The organism is Rhodococcus sp. C26F, assembly GCF_053345925.1.
The window spans coordinates 53,598-66,849 of record NZ_JBKFBA010000021.1 but is presented as its reverse complement, the minus strand read 5'-3'; the positions used below and the strand labels follow the sequence as shown (position 1 = coordinate 66,849).

The following is a 13,252-nucleotide window of genomic DNA, read 5'->3' as shown; positions in this document are numbered from 1 at the left end:
TCACAATGTTCGATCGTGGTGGTTCTCGTCGGGGGACGAAGCGATCGGAGGAGTACGTGATCGAAGTGCACGCACCCGCGGAGGGGGCCGTGATGTTGCCCCACGACCATCGGTGGGTGGTGGTCGACGTCGAGACCTCGGGCGTGCGTCCCAACGCCCACCGGGTCCTGAGCGTCGCCGCCCTCGTATTGCGCGAGGACGGGTCCGTGGAGCGGGAGTTCTCGACCCTCGTCGACCCCGGCTGCGATCCGGGACCGGTGCACATCCACAACCTCACCCGGGAGCGCCTCGCCGGGTCGCCGCGATTCGAGGACATCGCCGGTGAACTGAGCGGGATCCTCCACGGCGCCACGATCGTCGCCCACAACGCGTCGTTCGACTACGGATTCCTCGACGCCGAGTTCCGCCGGGCCGGCACCTCGCTCCCGGCCGAGCATCGCCTGTGCACGCTCGCGTTGTCGCGCCGACTCGAACTCGACGTCCCCAACTACCGGCTTGCCACCCTCGCGCAGCACTGGCAGGTCCAGCAGCTGCAGGAGCACGACGCCTACGACGACGCGCGGGTCCTGTCGGAGATCTTCCTGCGCAGCGCCGCGATGGCCGACAACCTGCAGTTGCCGCTGCCCGTCGTCAACTGCCGCAGCCGCAAGTCGGTGTATCCCGCCTCCGTCCCGCGGGTCGCGTGCCAGTGGAAAAACCCGGGTCGTCTCGGCGACGACGGCCTCGTCCAGGGCATGAAGGTCGTGATCAGCGGTTCCACCGTCACCCCGCGGGTCGTGCTCGCGAACCGGTTGACCGACGCCGGGCTCGACGTGATGAACAACGCGAGCAAGCAGACCAGCGTCGTGGTGTGCAACGACCCGACGGTGCAGACCGCCAAGGTCCGCAAGGCGATGGCCGAGGGCATTCCCGTGATCAGCGAGCAGCAGCTCGAGGACCTGCTGACGCGGGTGCGGCCGGGTGAACCGAAGGTCGCGACAGTCGTCGACATCATTCCGCCGCCGGAACCGCAGGTCGCGGTGGCGCCTCCGGCCCGGCCGCCGACCGGACAGAAGCCCAAGCTGTGGACCGGACGCAAGGTGCTGCTGCTCGGCGGCACGCACCTGCAGGCCGTCATGATGCGCTCGCGCCTCACCCAGCTCGGTGCCCGCCCGGCCCTCAACTTCACGGCCGCCGTCACCGACGTGCTGGTCCTCGAAGGAGGAGAGGCCGACAAGCGGATGGCGCGGGTCGCGGCGCGTGAGCTGCCCGTCCTCCGACCCGACGATGTCGATGCCGCAGTGGAGAAGGGAGTCGTGCCCCCGCACATGCGCGTGGAGTCGTGGCTGACGGCGCCGGTGCTGTCCCGCGGCGAGGTGATCGACCTGCCGTCCGACAGTCACCGCTGGGCCGTGAACGTCGCGTGGAAGGCCGAGACGGCCGGCGACGAGTTCGACCTCGACGTCGTCGCCTTCCTGCTCGGAGCCGACGAAAAGGTCGACACCGACGACGATTTCGTCTTCTACAACAACCCGCTCTACGACGACGGCGTCGTCGAACTGACCATCGACGGCTCGAGTGAGCATTGCATCCGCATCGACCTCGCGGAGCTTCCCGCCGAATGCGAACGCATCGCCGTCGCCGCGGCCATCGACGGCAACCGCACCTTCGGCGAACTCGGCGCAGTGTCGGTCGGAGTCGACAGCGACAGCGGCACCGCCGCGACGTTCGTGCTCGACGCCGGCACCACCGAACGCACCATGGTCCTCGCCGAGATCTACCGCCGCGCCGGCAAATGGCGGCTGCGCGCGGTGGGGCAGGGGTACGACGACGACCTCGCGGCCCTCGCACGCCGGTACGGGGTGGATGTCGATGACTGACGCATCGGGGGATCTGTCGTGAGAATCCGGATCCCGGAACAGCCCCGGTTCGCGCACGCGACCGAAGAGGTCGTATGGCGCGCGCTCGTCGACCAGCTCGGACCGAACGATCTCGTCGTTGCCAACCAGCGCGTCACCGATCACGACAAGGATCACGAGATCGACTTCGTCGTCGCGCTTGAGGGGTACGGCGTGATCTGCCTCGAGGTCAAGGGTGGCGAGGTCTGGTGCGAAGACGGCAATTGGTACCAGCACCACCGGTCCGGCCCCGCGATCATCGAGCCCGTCGAGCAGGTACGGGGCGCGATGTACGCGCTGCGTAGGTTCGTCGACAAGGATCCGCGCTGGACGTCGGGGCATGTGCGATGGGATCACGTCGTCGTTTTCCCCAACAGTGCGTTCTCTGCCGAGTTCGCTCTGCCCGACTGTCCGCGCTGGAAGGTCGTCGACCGCGATGATGTCGAGAAGATCGCGTCGATCCTCATGCGTGTGCTGGTCGACCAGCAGGTCGCGAAGACGGGCATCGATGCCGACGGAACCGCCGAACTCGCAGAGGTGCTGTCCGGTCGCGGTATGCCGCAACGAGACATCGTCGCGCGGGCGCTCGAGAACGAGGACACGTGCGACGTCCTCACCGCGCAACAAGCGACGATCCTCGACGCCACTCGCCTGCTCCCACGCGTCGAGGTGCGTGGTGGCGCCGGCAGTGGCAAGACCTTCCTCGCTCTGGAGAAGGCGCGACGCCTCACCCGGCAGGGCAAACGCGTTGCGCTGATCTGCTATTCGCACGGCCTCGCGTCCTATCTCGAACGCATCACCGCGACGTGGCCGCGCAAGCACCGTCCTGCTTACGTCGGGGAGTTCCACGAACTCGGCAGGAAGTGGGGAGCACCCGAAGGACCTCCCGAGAGTCTGCGTACCGAGCAGACCGTGCAGTTCTGGGAGCACGACCTTCCGGCGCGCATGGCCGAACTCGCTGCGGAGTTGCCCGACAAGCAGCGATTCGACGCGGTGGTCGTCGACGAAGCGCAGGACTTCGCCGACGACTGGTGGCGTCCCGTGCTCGCCGCACTGCGCGATGAGGACGAGGGGGAGATCTACGTCTTCAGCGACGAAGGACAACGCGTCTTCGACCGTGAAGGCGTGCCACCGGTCGACCTGGTTCCGCTCGTTCTCGACCAAAACATGCGCAACACCAAGCAGATTGCCGACTCGTTCGTACCGCTGGTCGGGCAGCGGATGCGCCTCCTCGGCGGCGACGGGCCCGATGTCCGCTTCGTACCGTGTTCTTCGGATGATGCCCTCGATAGAGCGGACGACGCGATCGACGAGCTTCTCGACGAGGGTTGGCGTCCCGAGGATGTTGCTCTTCTCGCGACGGGCAGTCGTCATCCCGAGCAGGTCGAACGCCAGGAGGCGGGGCCGAAGGCGTACTGGGAGAGCTTCTGGGATACCGACCAGGTCTTCTACGGTCACGTTCTGGGCTTCAAGGGGCTCGAACGGCGAGCGGTCGTCCTTGCCCTGAACGAGAAGAGACCGCAGGATCGCTCGCGTGAGCGTCTCTACGTCGGCTTGTCGCGGGCACGCGACCAGCTGATCGTCTGCGGCGACCCGGACTTCATCCGCGAGGTGGGTGGGGAGGACCTGCTGGAGCGCTTCGGCGGGGCTTGACCCACCCGTGTGATTGCTCGGGCAGGATGCTCCGAAGCGCGAAATGGTCGTCGGTGTGCGTTATTGCGCGCTCTGATGGCCATTTCCCGCTCCGCTGTCGGGTTCAGTGTCGGTGCTTGGGCACCTTCTCACTGCATCCGCTCGCGAAATTGCTATCTGCACCTGCCGTAACCGTAGCGAATGACGAACCGGCGAGCGGATGGAAGTCGTATCAGCTGTTCCCCTTGCCTATTCGACCCCGATCGATTGTCGGCCGGACACCAGCACAACTGCTCGAGCGCGCGAAGTGATCAAGGTGCGTGCTATTGCGCGCTCTGATGACCGTTTCCCGTTCCGCTGTCGGGGTCGGTGGCTGCAAGTTGGCGGGCCCAGTCGGATTCGGTGTCGAGGAAGGCTTCTCCGCCGGTTGCGAAGGCGTCGCGGAGTCGGAGGAGGGCGAGAGTGAACTGCTCGATGCGTTCGACTGCAGATTCCGGTGTGCCGGACGCTTTGCGCTTGTAACCGGCCGCGAGCTGTTGCGCTGACGCGAAGTCCCCGAAACCCTCGACATTGAGGAGCCTACGCGCTGTCTCTTGTGACTCGTCGAATTCATCGAGCATGACCTTGCATATCCTGAGAATCTCGTCCACGACATGTGGCTCGAGTCGGGTGAAATCGGGTGGCACAGCACTCCTCGTAGGTCAGCTGAGAAAGGGTTCGATCGACGCGACGAGTTCCTCGAACCCGTCGCACCACGCCTCGATGGGCGGACGAGTTACGGAGTCCGAATGGTAGAGCCTGTCGAAAATGACGATTCCGAAGCTCGTTTCCAGGACGTACGTGCAGGCGAGTGACGCCGAGGGGTCGACTCGTAGGAGTGCAGCCCGGCCATTGATCGATGTCGGTTCGGAAATGTGCCCGCTCTTCTGAGCTTCCTCTTCGAGGGTGACGTTCCCCGACAGGATGTTGAGCCCGAATCCACGCCTGACGCCAGGGATGTAGTCGTCGTTCTTGTAAAGACACCCCAGAAAGGTGTACGTCCCCATCGGCATGTCCGCGAGCTCCTTCTTCCCCGCGTCGTACCCCGCCGCGTTCATGACGTCGTCGGGGATGTCGTAGCAGGGGTCGAAGGTGACCGGTGGTCTGCCGGAGTCGTCGGTGATGCGTGGGGTGCTGGTGGTCGTTGGCGCCGCCTCGTCGCCCGAAGCCGGCTCCGCCGAACCCGGACTGCACGCCGTCACCATTGCAGCCAGTGCTGCGAGCGCGACTGTTCCCCATCTACCCATGCGACCCCCCGATCGATTTGTCGGCAGACGCTAACACAACGGATCGGTCGAGCACTCCGGCGCGCGAAGTGGTCACAAGAGCGCGTTTTTGCGCGTTCCGATGACTGTTTCCCGCTCCGCGCGCCGACAAAGCAACGGTGCCCTGCTTCACAAGATCAGTTTGATTGTGACCGTAATCGCAGCTACTGTCTGCATCGTTCCGAATAGTAGAACGACGTTCCGAACTGCGAGGCTTCTATGACCCACTCCGCCGCTGTCGTCACCGACGAGAACCGTCGATCCGTGCTGGGGCGCGCATTCGACATCCTCGAGTGCTTCACCGACGCCGAGCCGGAGCAGACGATCGGGTCGCTGTGCGCGGCGACCGGCCTCCCGCCGGCGACCGTCCATCGGATGCTGGCCAGCCTCGTGGAGTGGGGAGCCGTCGAGCGCGCAGCGCGCGGCAAGTACCGCCTGGGTATGCGGCTGTGGCGTCTCGGCTGGGGTGTCCCCGGCGCTCGAACCCTCAAGGACGTCGCACGCCCGCACCTGGTCGACCTGCACACCAGCACGCGGGAAGCCGTTGCCCTGGCCTCCCGCGACGGGGACAGCGTGGTGCTGGCCGACGTCATCGCCGGTAGCTCCACTCGCACGGGCCGGATCCTTCCTCGGCGCCTGGACCTCGTGAACTCGGCGCCCGGATCGGTCTTCATGGCCTACATGTCCCCGGACGAGGTGTCGGAGCTGACTGCCCGCACACAGCACGACCACAACGACGCCTTCCGTCTGCGTCAGGAGCTGTGCGAAATCCGGCGCACCGGAGCAGCCGTCGTCCAGAGCGCCGACGGTATGTACTGGATCGCGTCGCCGGTGTTCGCGAAGCCTCGGGAAGTGCGGTCGGTCGTGTGCATCGCGGTGCATCGCCCTCGGTTCAACATCGGTGCGCTGGTCCATGCCGTGGTCGACACGGCGCGCGCCGTCAGCGACGGTCTGCCTCCTTCTCTCCGTTCGGTGGGCTGAGGTGTCCGTTCTCGACAAGGCCGTGCAGCTCGTCGACACCCTCGGTCGCGCTCCCGGGCCGATGCGTCTCGGGGCGCTCGCCGAGGGGATCTCCATTCCCAAGTCGTCGGCGCACCGGCTCCTCGTCGAACTCGCACGTCTCGGCCTGGTTCGCAGATGCGGCGACGGCGAGTACACGATGGGGTACCGGCTGGTCGAATGGGGGAGACTCGCCGACAGGTCCATCGGAATCCGCGACATCGCTGCACCCGTGATGGCGACCTTGCGCGACCAGGTCCGCGAGAGCGTGCACCTCTACGTCCGCGACGGCGACTCGCGTGTCTGCGTCCATGCCGTGGAGGGCCCACACGCACTGCGCCCGGTGGCAGTCCTGGGCAGGACGTTGCCCCTGGGCTACGGGGCGGCGGGGAAGTTGCTCCTCGCCTATGCCGACGACGCGACCGTCCGCAGGGTGTCCCAACAGCTCCCGGTGCACCGCAACAGAACTCTGCCCACGCCCGACGATCTCGCGACGATCCGGGCAGGAGGGTGGTCCGTCTCCGTCGACGAGATGGAGGACGGGCTCACCTCTCTCGCCGCGCCGATCTCCACACCGGGCGGGGGAGTCCCCGCAGCGCTGGCCATCGCCGGCGCCACCACCAGGATCGCGCCGGAGAGATACGACGAGGTCCGCGACCTCGTCGTCGATGCCTGCCGCGAAATAGCTTCGCGCAGCTCCTGAAACGAAGCCACCGGACCGGATTTCGGCAATCTCGCGAAGTGTGCCGCATATCGGAACGATCCGATGGAAGGGCTTCGGCAAGGATGTGACGCTCGTTACCAAGAGCCGCGCACCTCTTCTTGCGGCACACAAGCTGAGACGAAAGGGGCAGTCATGCCAGCCCACCTCTCGGAGGCCGAAACCAGCCGGTACATCGACACTCCCCACGGAAAGATCCACCTGCACCAGGCAGGGACGGGACATCCGATCGTGATGCTGCACGGCAGCGGCCCGGGGGCCACCGGTTGGAGCAACTTCAACCCCAACATGGCGCAGCTCGCCGAGGACTTCCAGGTCATCGCGCCCGACATGCCGGGCTGGGGCAAGTCCGATTCCGTCACCTACGAGGATCGTGACCACGTCACCTCCGCGATCCACCTGCTCGACGCGCTCGGAATCGAGAAGGCCGCCTTCGTCGGCAACTCGATGGGCGGCGCCACCTCGCTGAAGGTTGCTGCGCGCCATCCCGATCGCGTGTCGCACGTCGTCTCGATGGGTGCCGGCGCCCCCGGCCCGCGCATCTTCAGCCCGGGCAACGGCCCCTCGGAGGGCCTCAAGGTTCTGCACCGCGGCTACCGCGATCCGTCGCCGGAGACGATGCGCGCGCTGGTCGACATCATGACCTTCGACAAGGAGTTCGCGACCGAGGAACTGGTGCTGCAGCGCTCGGAGAACGCCCGCGCACGCCAGGACCACCTCGACAACTTCGCTGCCGGCCTGGGTCGTCCCCGCCGCGGTGAGGCGTCGATGGACGAGATTGCGTCGATCAAGGCTCCCACGCTGGTCATCCACGGTCGCGACGACCGCGTGGTGCACTTCGAAGCCGGCCTCCGCCTGGTGTCGATGATCTCCGACTCGCGTCTGCTGCTCCTCAACCGGTGCGGCCACTGGGCGCAGCTCGAGCACGCCGACGAATTCAACCGCGTCGTGCGCGATTTCGTCCTCAACACCGTCCCGAACGCCTGAGACCGGAGAGACAACGATGAGCGAACTGGTGCAGCGGGTCGAGGAACTCGCAGACTTCTTCGAATCCCAGGCCGAGGAGTCCGACAAGATCGGTCACCTCACCGAGCCCACTCACAAGACCCTCCGTGAGGTCGGCATCGTCCGCGCCTTGCAGCCCAAGGACTTCGGCGGATCGGAACTCCACCCGCGCGAGTTCTTCGAGGCCGTACTCGCGGTGGGGAGCCGCTACGCGTCGGCCGGATGGGTCTCGTCGGTCGTGGGCGTCCACTCCTTCGAACTGGCGCAGGGAACGCGTCAGGTCCAGGAAGAGATCTGGGGCGAGGATCCCGACACCTGGGTGGCCTCGCCGTACGCTCCGATCGGGCGGGCACGTCGCACCGAGGGTGGCTGGATCTTCTCGGGCCGCTGGCCGTTCTCGTCGGGCACCGACCTGTGCGACTGGGTCGTCCTCGGCGGCATGCTCACCGACGACGACGGCAATGTCCGTCCGGACGGTCTGCGTCACTTCATCATTCCCCGCAAGGACTACACGATCCTCCACGACTCGTGGGACGTCGTCGGCCTCAAGGGCACGGGCAGTAAGGACGTCGTGATCGACGGGGCCTTCGTGCCCGACCACCGGCTCATCGACCCCGAGGATCTCGGTTCCGGAGCAGCCGCACGCCAGGCAGGCCGCGGCGACGTGGCGCTGTACCGGATGCCGTTCCACTCGATGTTCAGCGGGGCCATCACCGCCGGCACTCTTGCTGCCGCCGAAGGTGCTCTCGCACACTGGATCAACTACACCCGTACCCGTGTGTCGGCCCGCGGCGTCACCGCTGCGACCGACCCGCGTCAGCTGCACGCTCTCGGGGAGGCGGCATCGGACCTGCAGGCCAGCCGCATACAGTTCCTCGCCGACATCGACCGCCTGTACGAGGTGGCGCAGTCGGGCAAGCCGATCGACATCGCTCTGCGGGCCGAGGTGCGACGCAACCAGGCGCGTGTGTCCCGACGCGCGGGTGCTGCCGTGGACAAGCTCGTCTCCCATGCCGGCGGCTCCGCGATGCGGATGGACAACCCGATCCAGCGGTTCTGGCGCGACATGCACATCGCCCTCGGGCACGGCGCGAACGTCGCCGAGCCGATCTACGAGGCCGCGGGCACCGTCACCTTCGGCGGCGAACCCCCGAAGAACGTCCGGATGTGACGAAGCGGGGGACGGTGCGCGCCGTCCCCCGCCTCGAGGAAACACTCAGATCTGCGATCTCATGTTCCGACCGCGAGCAGCCGAGATATCCGCTGCCGCACGACGAACGAGCATCTCGGTCCGGTCCCACCGGACGCCTGCGGTCGGTCCGGACACCGACACGGCCGCTTCGATCGTCCCGTGAACGACGATCGGGGCAGCGACGCAGACGAGTTCGCGCGAGAGCTCTTGACGGTTGTAGGCGACGCCCGATTCCCGGATCCGTTTCAGCTCGGACATGAAACGACGAGGGTCGGTGATCGAGTGTGGAGTGAAACGAGGCAGACCGGCGTCGAGTGCGGTACGGACGTCCTCGGAACTGCCGAAAGCGAGAAGCGTCTTGCCGAGTGCCGTGCAGGATGCGGGATGACGTTGGCCCGGCATCGTGAGAACCACAGGGTTGTTCGGGCCCTGGACCTTCTCGACATGCAGGATCTCGGGACCATCGAGGACAGCGAGATGAGCCGTGAGACCGGTAGCCGTGTGGAGGTGACTGACGAAATGACTTGCCGTGTCGCGCAGACCGTTCGGACGGCACATGCTGTAACGTGCGCCGAGTTCGAAGCAGGACAGCCCCAGTCGGTACTTCGTACCGTTGCGGGCGACGAAACCGGACTGTTCGAGCTCGGCGAGCAGGCGGAAGGCCGTCGACTTCGGCACATCGGCGCGACGCGCGAGTTCGCTCAGACTCATGTCGGCGCGAGCCTTGCGGAATGCGTCGAGCAACTGCAGGGCCTTCGCCACCGACGTCATCTGGCGGCCGGCCCGCTCCTCGCGGGCCCCGTTCGGGGTGTCGTCGAGAACGGTCAACGGTTCCTCCACTCAGCGATGGACACGATCGAATCGCTTGCCATGCGGTCCACGTTAGGGGGCGGTCCACCCGGATTTCGTGGTTGCAATCACCCAATGGAATTTCGGTTCCCCCGCCGCCCCGGCCCTGGCAGATTCAGCAGCATTCGTTGCGGTGCTGCCGGTGCCGACCGGACCTGATGTCGACGAACGGACGCGCAGTCCCGCCCCTCGACGCCCGTTCCCCACCTGTACAGCGACTTCTTCCCAAGGAGCCCCATGAACATCACGAACTTCCCGCGCCCGATCAAGGTGCTGGCCCTCGGCGCACTGGCCTCGCTCGCGCTGACCGCGTGCGGCGGATCCAGCGACGCCGACACCGCCGGCGACGGCACCGTGCGCGTCGCCGTGTTCCCGAGCTTCAACGCCCTCGGACCGCGCACTGCCGACCTCGAAGGAGTCTTCGACAAGCACGGCCTCGACGTCGAACTCGTCACCGTCGCGACGCCGGGCGAGGCCACCCCGCAGCTGCTCGGCGGGAAGATCGACTTCGCTCTCATGGATATGGTCAGCCCGATCATCGCCAAGACCGAAGGCGTCGACCTCGTGATGGCCGCTCCGGGAGCCGTGGGAGCCGCCGCGAAGGACGACGGATTGACCAGCGGCCGCTTCTGGGTCCGGGCGGACAGCCCCATCCAGAGCGTCGCTGACCTCGAGAACGCCACCTTCGGCATCCCGCAGACCAAGGGCCAGCTGTGGCTCGACGTGCGTGAGGCCATCGACAACGCCGGTGGTGATTCCTCGAAGACCGAGTTCGTCGAGGTCCCCAACACCCTCGCCGCGCTCCGCTCCGGCAGCGTCGACGTCGTCACCACCGCCGAACCCTCGGGCACCGCCACTCTCAACGATCCGGACCTGCGCGTCCTCGACCATTTCGTCAACGCCGGCGGCGACCTGTCGTACGCCTACGTGACCACCCCGCGCTACGCCGCGGAGAACGCCGAGAACGTCGAGAAGTTCCGCGACGCGGTCGTCGAGGCCAACACCATGCTCGCCGAGCAGGACGGTCTCGCCGCCGAGGTCGCCGCGACCTACATCGAGGTCGATCCCGCGATCCTGTCGCAGGCCATCTACCCGAAGTTCCCGACCACCCCGATCACCGAGGACAACATCGACTCCACCCTCGACCGGATGGTCCGTTACGGCCTGGTCCAGGAGGCGGACGCGCCCGCTCCCGGCGACATGATCGTGGGTGGCTGACATGAGCCCTACCGCCACCGCGAATGCGCCCGGGGCAGCTCGGGAGGTGACCCCACCGCGCCCCGCCGGTTCGATCGGACGCGCCGCAGCACGCAAGCGCAAGACGATGTCCGCGCGGCTCACCTCCGCTGCCGGCAAACTCGTCGCCCTCGCGATCGTCGTCGTCGCCTGGCACGTGTTCGTCACCGGACCGGGCAAGGCCTCGGGCATCCCGACGCCGCTCCAGCTGATCGAGACCGGCGCCGACCTCGTCGTCACCGGCCAGTACTGGGACGCTGTCGGCAACACTCTGCTGACCGCCCTGATCGGTTTCGGGCTCTCCGTGCTGATCGGCGTTCCGCTCGGTCTGGTCAACGGCACATACCGCAAGGTCGAGCAGAGCACCTCGTTCGTCGTCGACTTCGGACGCACGATCCCCGGTGTCGCGATCCTGCCGCTGGTGCTGCTGTTGTTCGGCGGCACCCGCACCATGGCCGTCGTCCTGGTGATGTTCAGCGCCGTCTGGCCGATCCTCGTCCAGTCGACCTACGCAGCACAGCAGCTGTCGTCGCAGATGAAGCAGGTGGCCCGGGCGTTCCGCCTGTCGCCGACGAGCCGCATCCGGGACATCTACCTCCCGTCGTCGATGCCGTTCCTCATGACGGGCCTGCGTATCGCCGCGACCATCAGCCTTCTGATCACGATCTCCGCGGAGTTCCTCGGTGGTGCGGACGGCATCGGTCAGCGCCTCTACCAAGCACTGACCGTCGACGACACCCAGCGGATGTTCGTCTACGTGTTCACTGCCGGTGTACTCGGTATCTGCCTGAACCGTCTTCTCGTTCTCGCGCAGAGCCGCGTGCTGTGGTGGCACCCGTCCGAAAGGGTGAACAAGCCGTGACCGTCGTACGCCGCCTCGCATGGGAGCTGTGGCTCCCCGTCCTGCTCATCGCACTGTGGGCGATCTTCAGCGCCACCAGCACCGACCCCTACTTCCCGCCGCTGTCGGAGATCCTCGACAAGTTCGCCGACGTGTGGTTCTTCGAAGGCATCCGCACCGAGATCTGGCCGAGCCTGCAGCGACTGTTCGTCGGCTTCGTACTCGCCTGCGTCACCGGTGTCGGCCTCGGACTGGCGCTCGGCGTCATGACCCGCGTCGACAACGCGGTGCGACCCATCGTCGAATTCCTCCGTGCCACACCGGGCGTCGCGATCCTTCCCGTGATGATCCTGCTGCTCGGCCTCGGCGACTCGATGAAGATCGCCATCATCGCCCTCGTCGCGACCTGGCCGATCCTGCTCAACACCATCGACGGTGTCCGCTCCGTCGAACCCGTCCTGCACCAGGTCACCGCCAGCTACCGCATCACGCTCGCGGACCGGATCCGCTTCGTGATCCTGCCCGCCGCGTCGCCGCAGATCTTCGCGGGTGCACGCACCGCACTGGCGATCTCCATCGTCGCGATGGTCGTCGCCGAGATGGTCGGTACCCCCGGCGGCATCGGCTACTACATCCTCGACGCACAACGTGGATTCAAGATCACCTCGATGTGGGCAGGCATCATCGCGCTGGGGATCCTCGGCTACCTGCTCAACAAGCTCTTCGCGCTCGTCGAACGTCGTGTGCTGGCCTGGCATGCGGGCATGACCGCGCACAACCGTGGAGGCAAATGATGACCACTACCGAAGCGACCAAGCCCGAGACCCGCACGGGTACGGTGCTCGAAGTACGCGGTCTCGGACACAGCTACGGCGGACCGCAGATCTTCGAAGGCCTCGACTTCACCGTCGGCAAGGGTGAATTCGTGTGCATCGTCGGTCCGTCCGGCGTCGGCAAGAGCACGCTCCTGCAGTGCCTGACGGGACTCCTGCGGCCCAGCCAGGGTGACATCCTCTTCGAGGGCAAGCGGGTCACCGAGCCGCCGGAGGGCCTCGCGATCGTCTTCCAGGACTACAGCCGGTCGCTGATGCCGTGGCTGTCGGTCATCGACAACGTCGCACTGCCGCTGCGCTCGGCCGGCGTCAAGAAGGCCGAACGCCTCGCGCAAGCCCGTCAGGCGCTCGTCGAGGTCGGTCTGAGCGACGTCGCCCAGGCGTACCCGTGGCAGCTGTCCGGCGGTATGCAGCAGCGCGTCGCCATCGCCCGCGCCCTCGCGTCGAACCCGCGCGCGATCATCATGGACGAGCCGTTCGCCTCCGTCGACGCGCAGACCCGCGCCGACCTCGAAGATCTCGTGCTCCGCGTGCGTGACCATCTCGGACTGACGGTCATGCTGGTCACCCACGACATCGACGAGGCCGTCTACCTCGCCGACACGGTGCTCGCACTGTCCGGTCGTCCCGCGCGCGTCACCGCGATGCTCCCGATCGACCTGCCGCAGCCCCGCGACCAGCTGTCGACGAAGGCACTGCCGGAATTCGCCGACCTGCGCGCCGAGGTCTACACCCTCATCCGCAACCCGGCGACCGCGTAGGG

13 protein-coding genes are annotated in these 13,252 nt (G+C 66.7%); 10 read left to right on the top strand and 3 right to left on the bottom strand.

The window, feature by feature from the left end:
* The first annotated feature begins 5 nt into the window (after positions 1 to 5).
* Both ACLBYD_RS19545 and ACLBYD_RS19540 read left to right on the top strand, forming a co-directional pair.
* Complete coding sequence (locus ACLBYD_RS19545; protein WP_447817753.1) at positions 6 to 1,859, top strand: TerD family protein; 1,854 nt, start codon at positions 6 to 8, stop codon at positions 1,857 to 1,859.
* A gap of 18 nt (positions 1,860 to 1,877) precedes the next feature.
* On the top strand, positions 1,878 to 3,530 hold the full coding sequence (locus ACLBYD_RS19540) for an NERD domain-containing protein (RefSeq protein WP_447817724.1): 1,653 nt from the start codon (positions 1,878 to 1,880) through the stop codon (positions 3,528 to 3,530).
* Between the two features lie 302 nt (positions 3,531 to 3,832).
* Here ACLBYD_RS19540 and ACLBYD_RS19535 read toward each other — a convergent pair whose 3' ends face one another.
* Together ACLBYD_RS19535 and ACLBYD_RS19530 are read right to left on the bottom strand one after the other, a co-directional pair.
* Positions 3,833 to 4,129, bottom strand: coding sequence for a hypothetical protein (locus tag ACLBYD_RS19535; protein WP_447817751.1), 297 nt, complete (start codon positions 4,127 to 4,129; stop codon positions 3,833 to 3,835).
* A gap of 81 nt (positions 4,130 to 4,210) precedes the next feature.
* Positions 4,211 to 4,753, bottom strand: coding sequence for a DUF3558 domain-containing protein (locus tag ACLBYD_RS19530; RefSeq protein WP_447817750.1), 543 nt, complete (start codon positions 4,751 to 4,753; stop codon positions 4,211 to 4,213).
* A 279-nt stretch (positions 4,754 to 5,032) separates the two neighbouring features.
* Between ACLBYD_RS19530 and ACLBYD_RS19525 the strand changes: the two genes are divergently transcribed.
* From ACLBYD_RS19525 to ACLBYD_RS19510, 4 genes are all read left to right on the top strand, one after another.
* The gene (locus ACLBYD_RS19525) at positions 5,033 to 5,794 is read left to right on the top strand and encodes an IclR family transcriptional regulator (protein WP_071934622.1); all 762 of its coding nucleotides are present in this window, start codon (positions 5,033 to 5,035) and stop codon (positions 5,792 to 5,794) included.
* 1 nt (position 5,795) lies between these two features.
* Complete coding sequence (locus ACLBYD_RS19520; RefSeq protein WP_447817723.1) at positions 5,796 to 6,515, top strand: IclR family transcriptional regulator; 720 nt, start codon at positions 5,796 to 5,798, stop codon at positions 6,513 to 6,515.
* 153 nt (positions 6,516 to 6,668) lie between these two features.
* Positions 6,669 to 7,520: an alpha/beta fold hydrolase gene (locus ACLBYD_RS19515; protein ID WP_447817722.1), complete on the top strand. Its 852-nt coding sequence runs from the start codon at positions 6,669 to 6,671 to the stop codon at positions 7,518 to 7,520.
* Between the two features lie 16 nt (positions 7,521 to 7,536).
* A complete protein-coding gene (locus ACLBYD_RS19510) occupies positions 7,537 to 8,709 on the top strand; it encodes a hydroxylase (RefSeq protein ID WP_447817721.1) in 1,173 nt (390 codons plus the stop codon).
* 45 nt (positions 8,710 to 8,754) lie between these two features.
* On the opposite strand, the gene ACLBYD_RS19505 is transcribed toward ACLBYD_RS19510, so the two are convergent.
* On the bottom strand, positions 8,755 to 9,558 hold the full coding sequence (locus ACLBYD_RS19505; RefSeq protein WP_447817720.1) for an IclR family transcriptional regulator: 804 nt from the start codon (positions 9,556 to 9,558) through the stop codon (positions 8,755 to 8,757).
* A gap of 258 nt (positions 9,559 to 9,816) precedes the next feature.
* Here ACLBYD_RS19505 and ACLBYD_RS19500 point away from each other — a divergent pair, with 258 nt between their 5' ends.
* The 4 genes from ACLBYD_RS19500 to ACLBYD_RS19485 are packed head-to-tail and all read left to right on the top strand — an operon-like array spanning position 9,817 to position 13,250.
* A complete protein-coding gene (locus ACLBYD_RS19500; protein ID WP_447817719.1) occupies positions 9,817 to 10,797 on the top strand; it encodes an ABC transporter substrate-binding protein in 981 nt (326 codons plus the stop codon).
* Between the two features lies 1 nt (position 10,798).
* Positions 10,799 to 11,677, top strand: a complete 879-nt coding sequence (locus tag ACLBYD_RS19495) for an ABC transporter permease (protein WP_326602116.1) — start codon at positions 10,799 to 10,801, stop codon at positions 11,675 to 11,677.
* On the top strand, positions 11,674 to 12,450 hold the full coding sequence (locus ACLBYD_RS19490) for an ABC transporter permease (protein WP_447817718.1): 777 nt from the start codon (positions 11,674 to 11,676) through the stop codon (positions 12,448 to 12,450). The genes ACLBYD_RS19495 and ACLBYD_RS19490 overlap by 4 nt, the downstream gene beginning before the upstream one ends.
* Positions 12,450 to 13,250, top strand: coding sequence for an ABC transporter ATP-binding protein (locus tag ACLBYD_RS19485; RefSeq protein WP_447817717.1), 801 nt, complete (start codon positions 12,450 to 12,452; stop codon positions 13,248 to 13,250). Before ACLBYD_RS19490 ends, ACLBYD_RS19485 begins: the two co-directional genes overlap by 1 nt.
* Positions 13,251 to 13,252 lie beyond the last annotated feature (2 nt).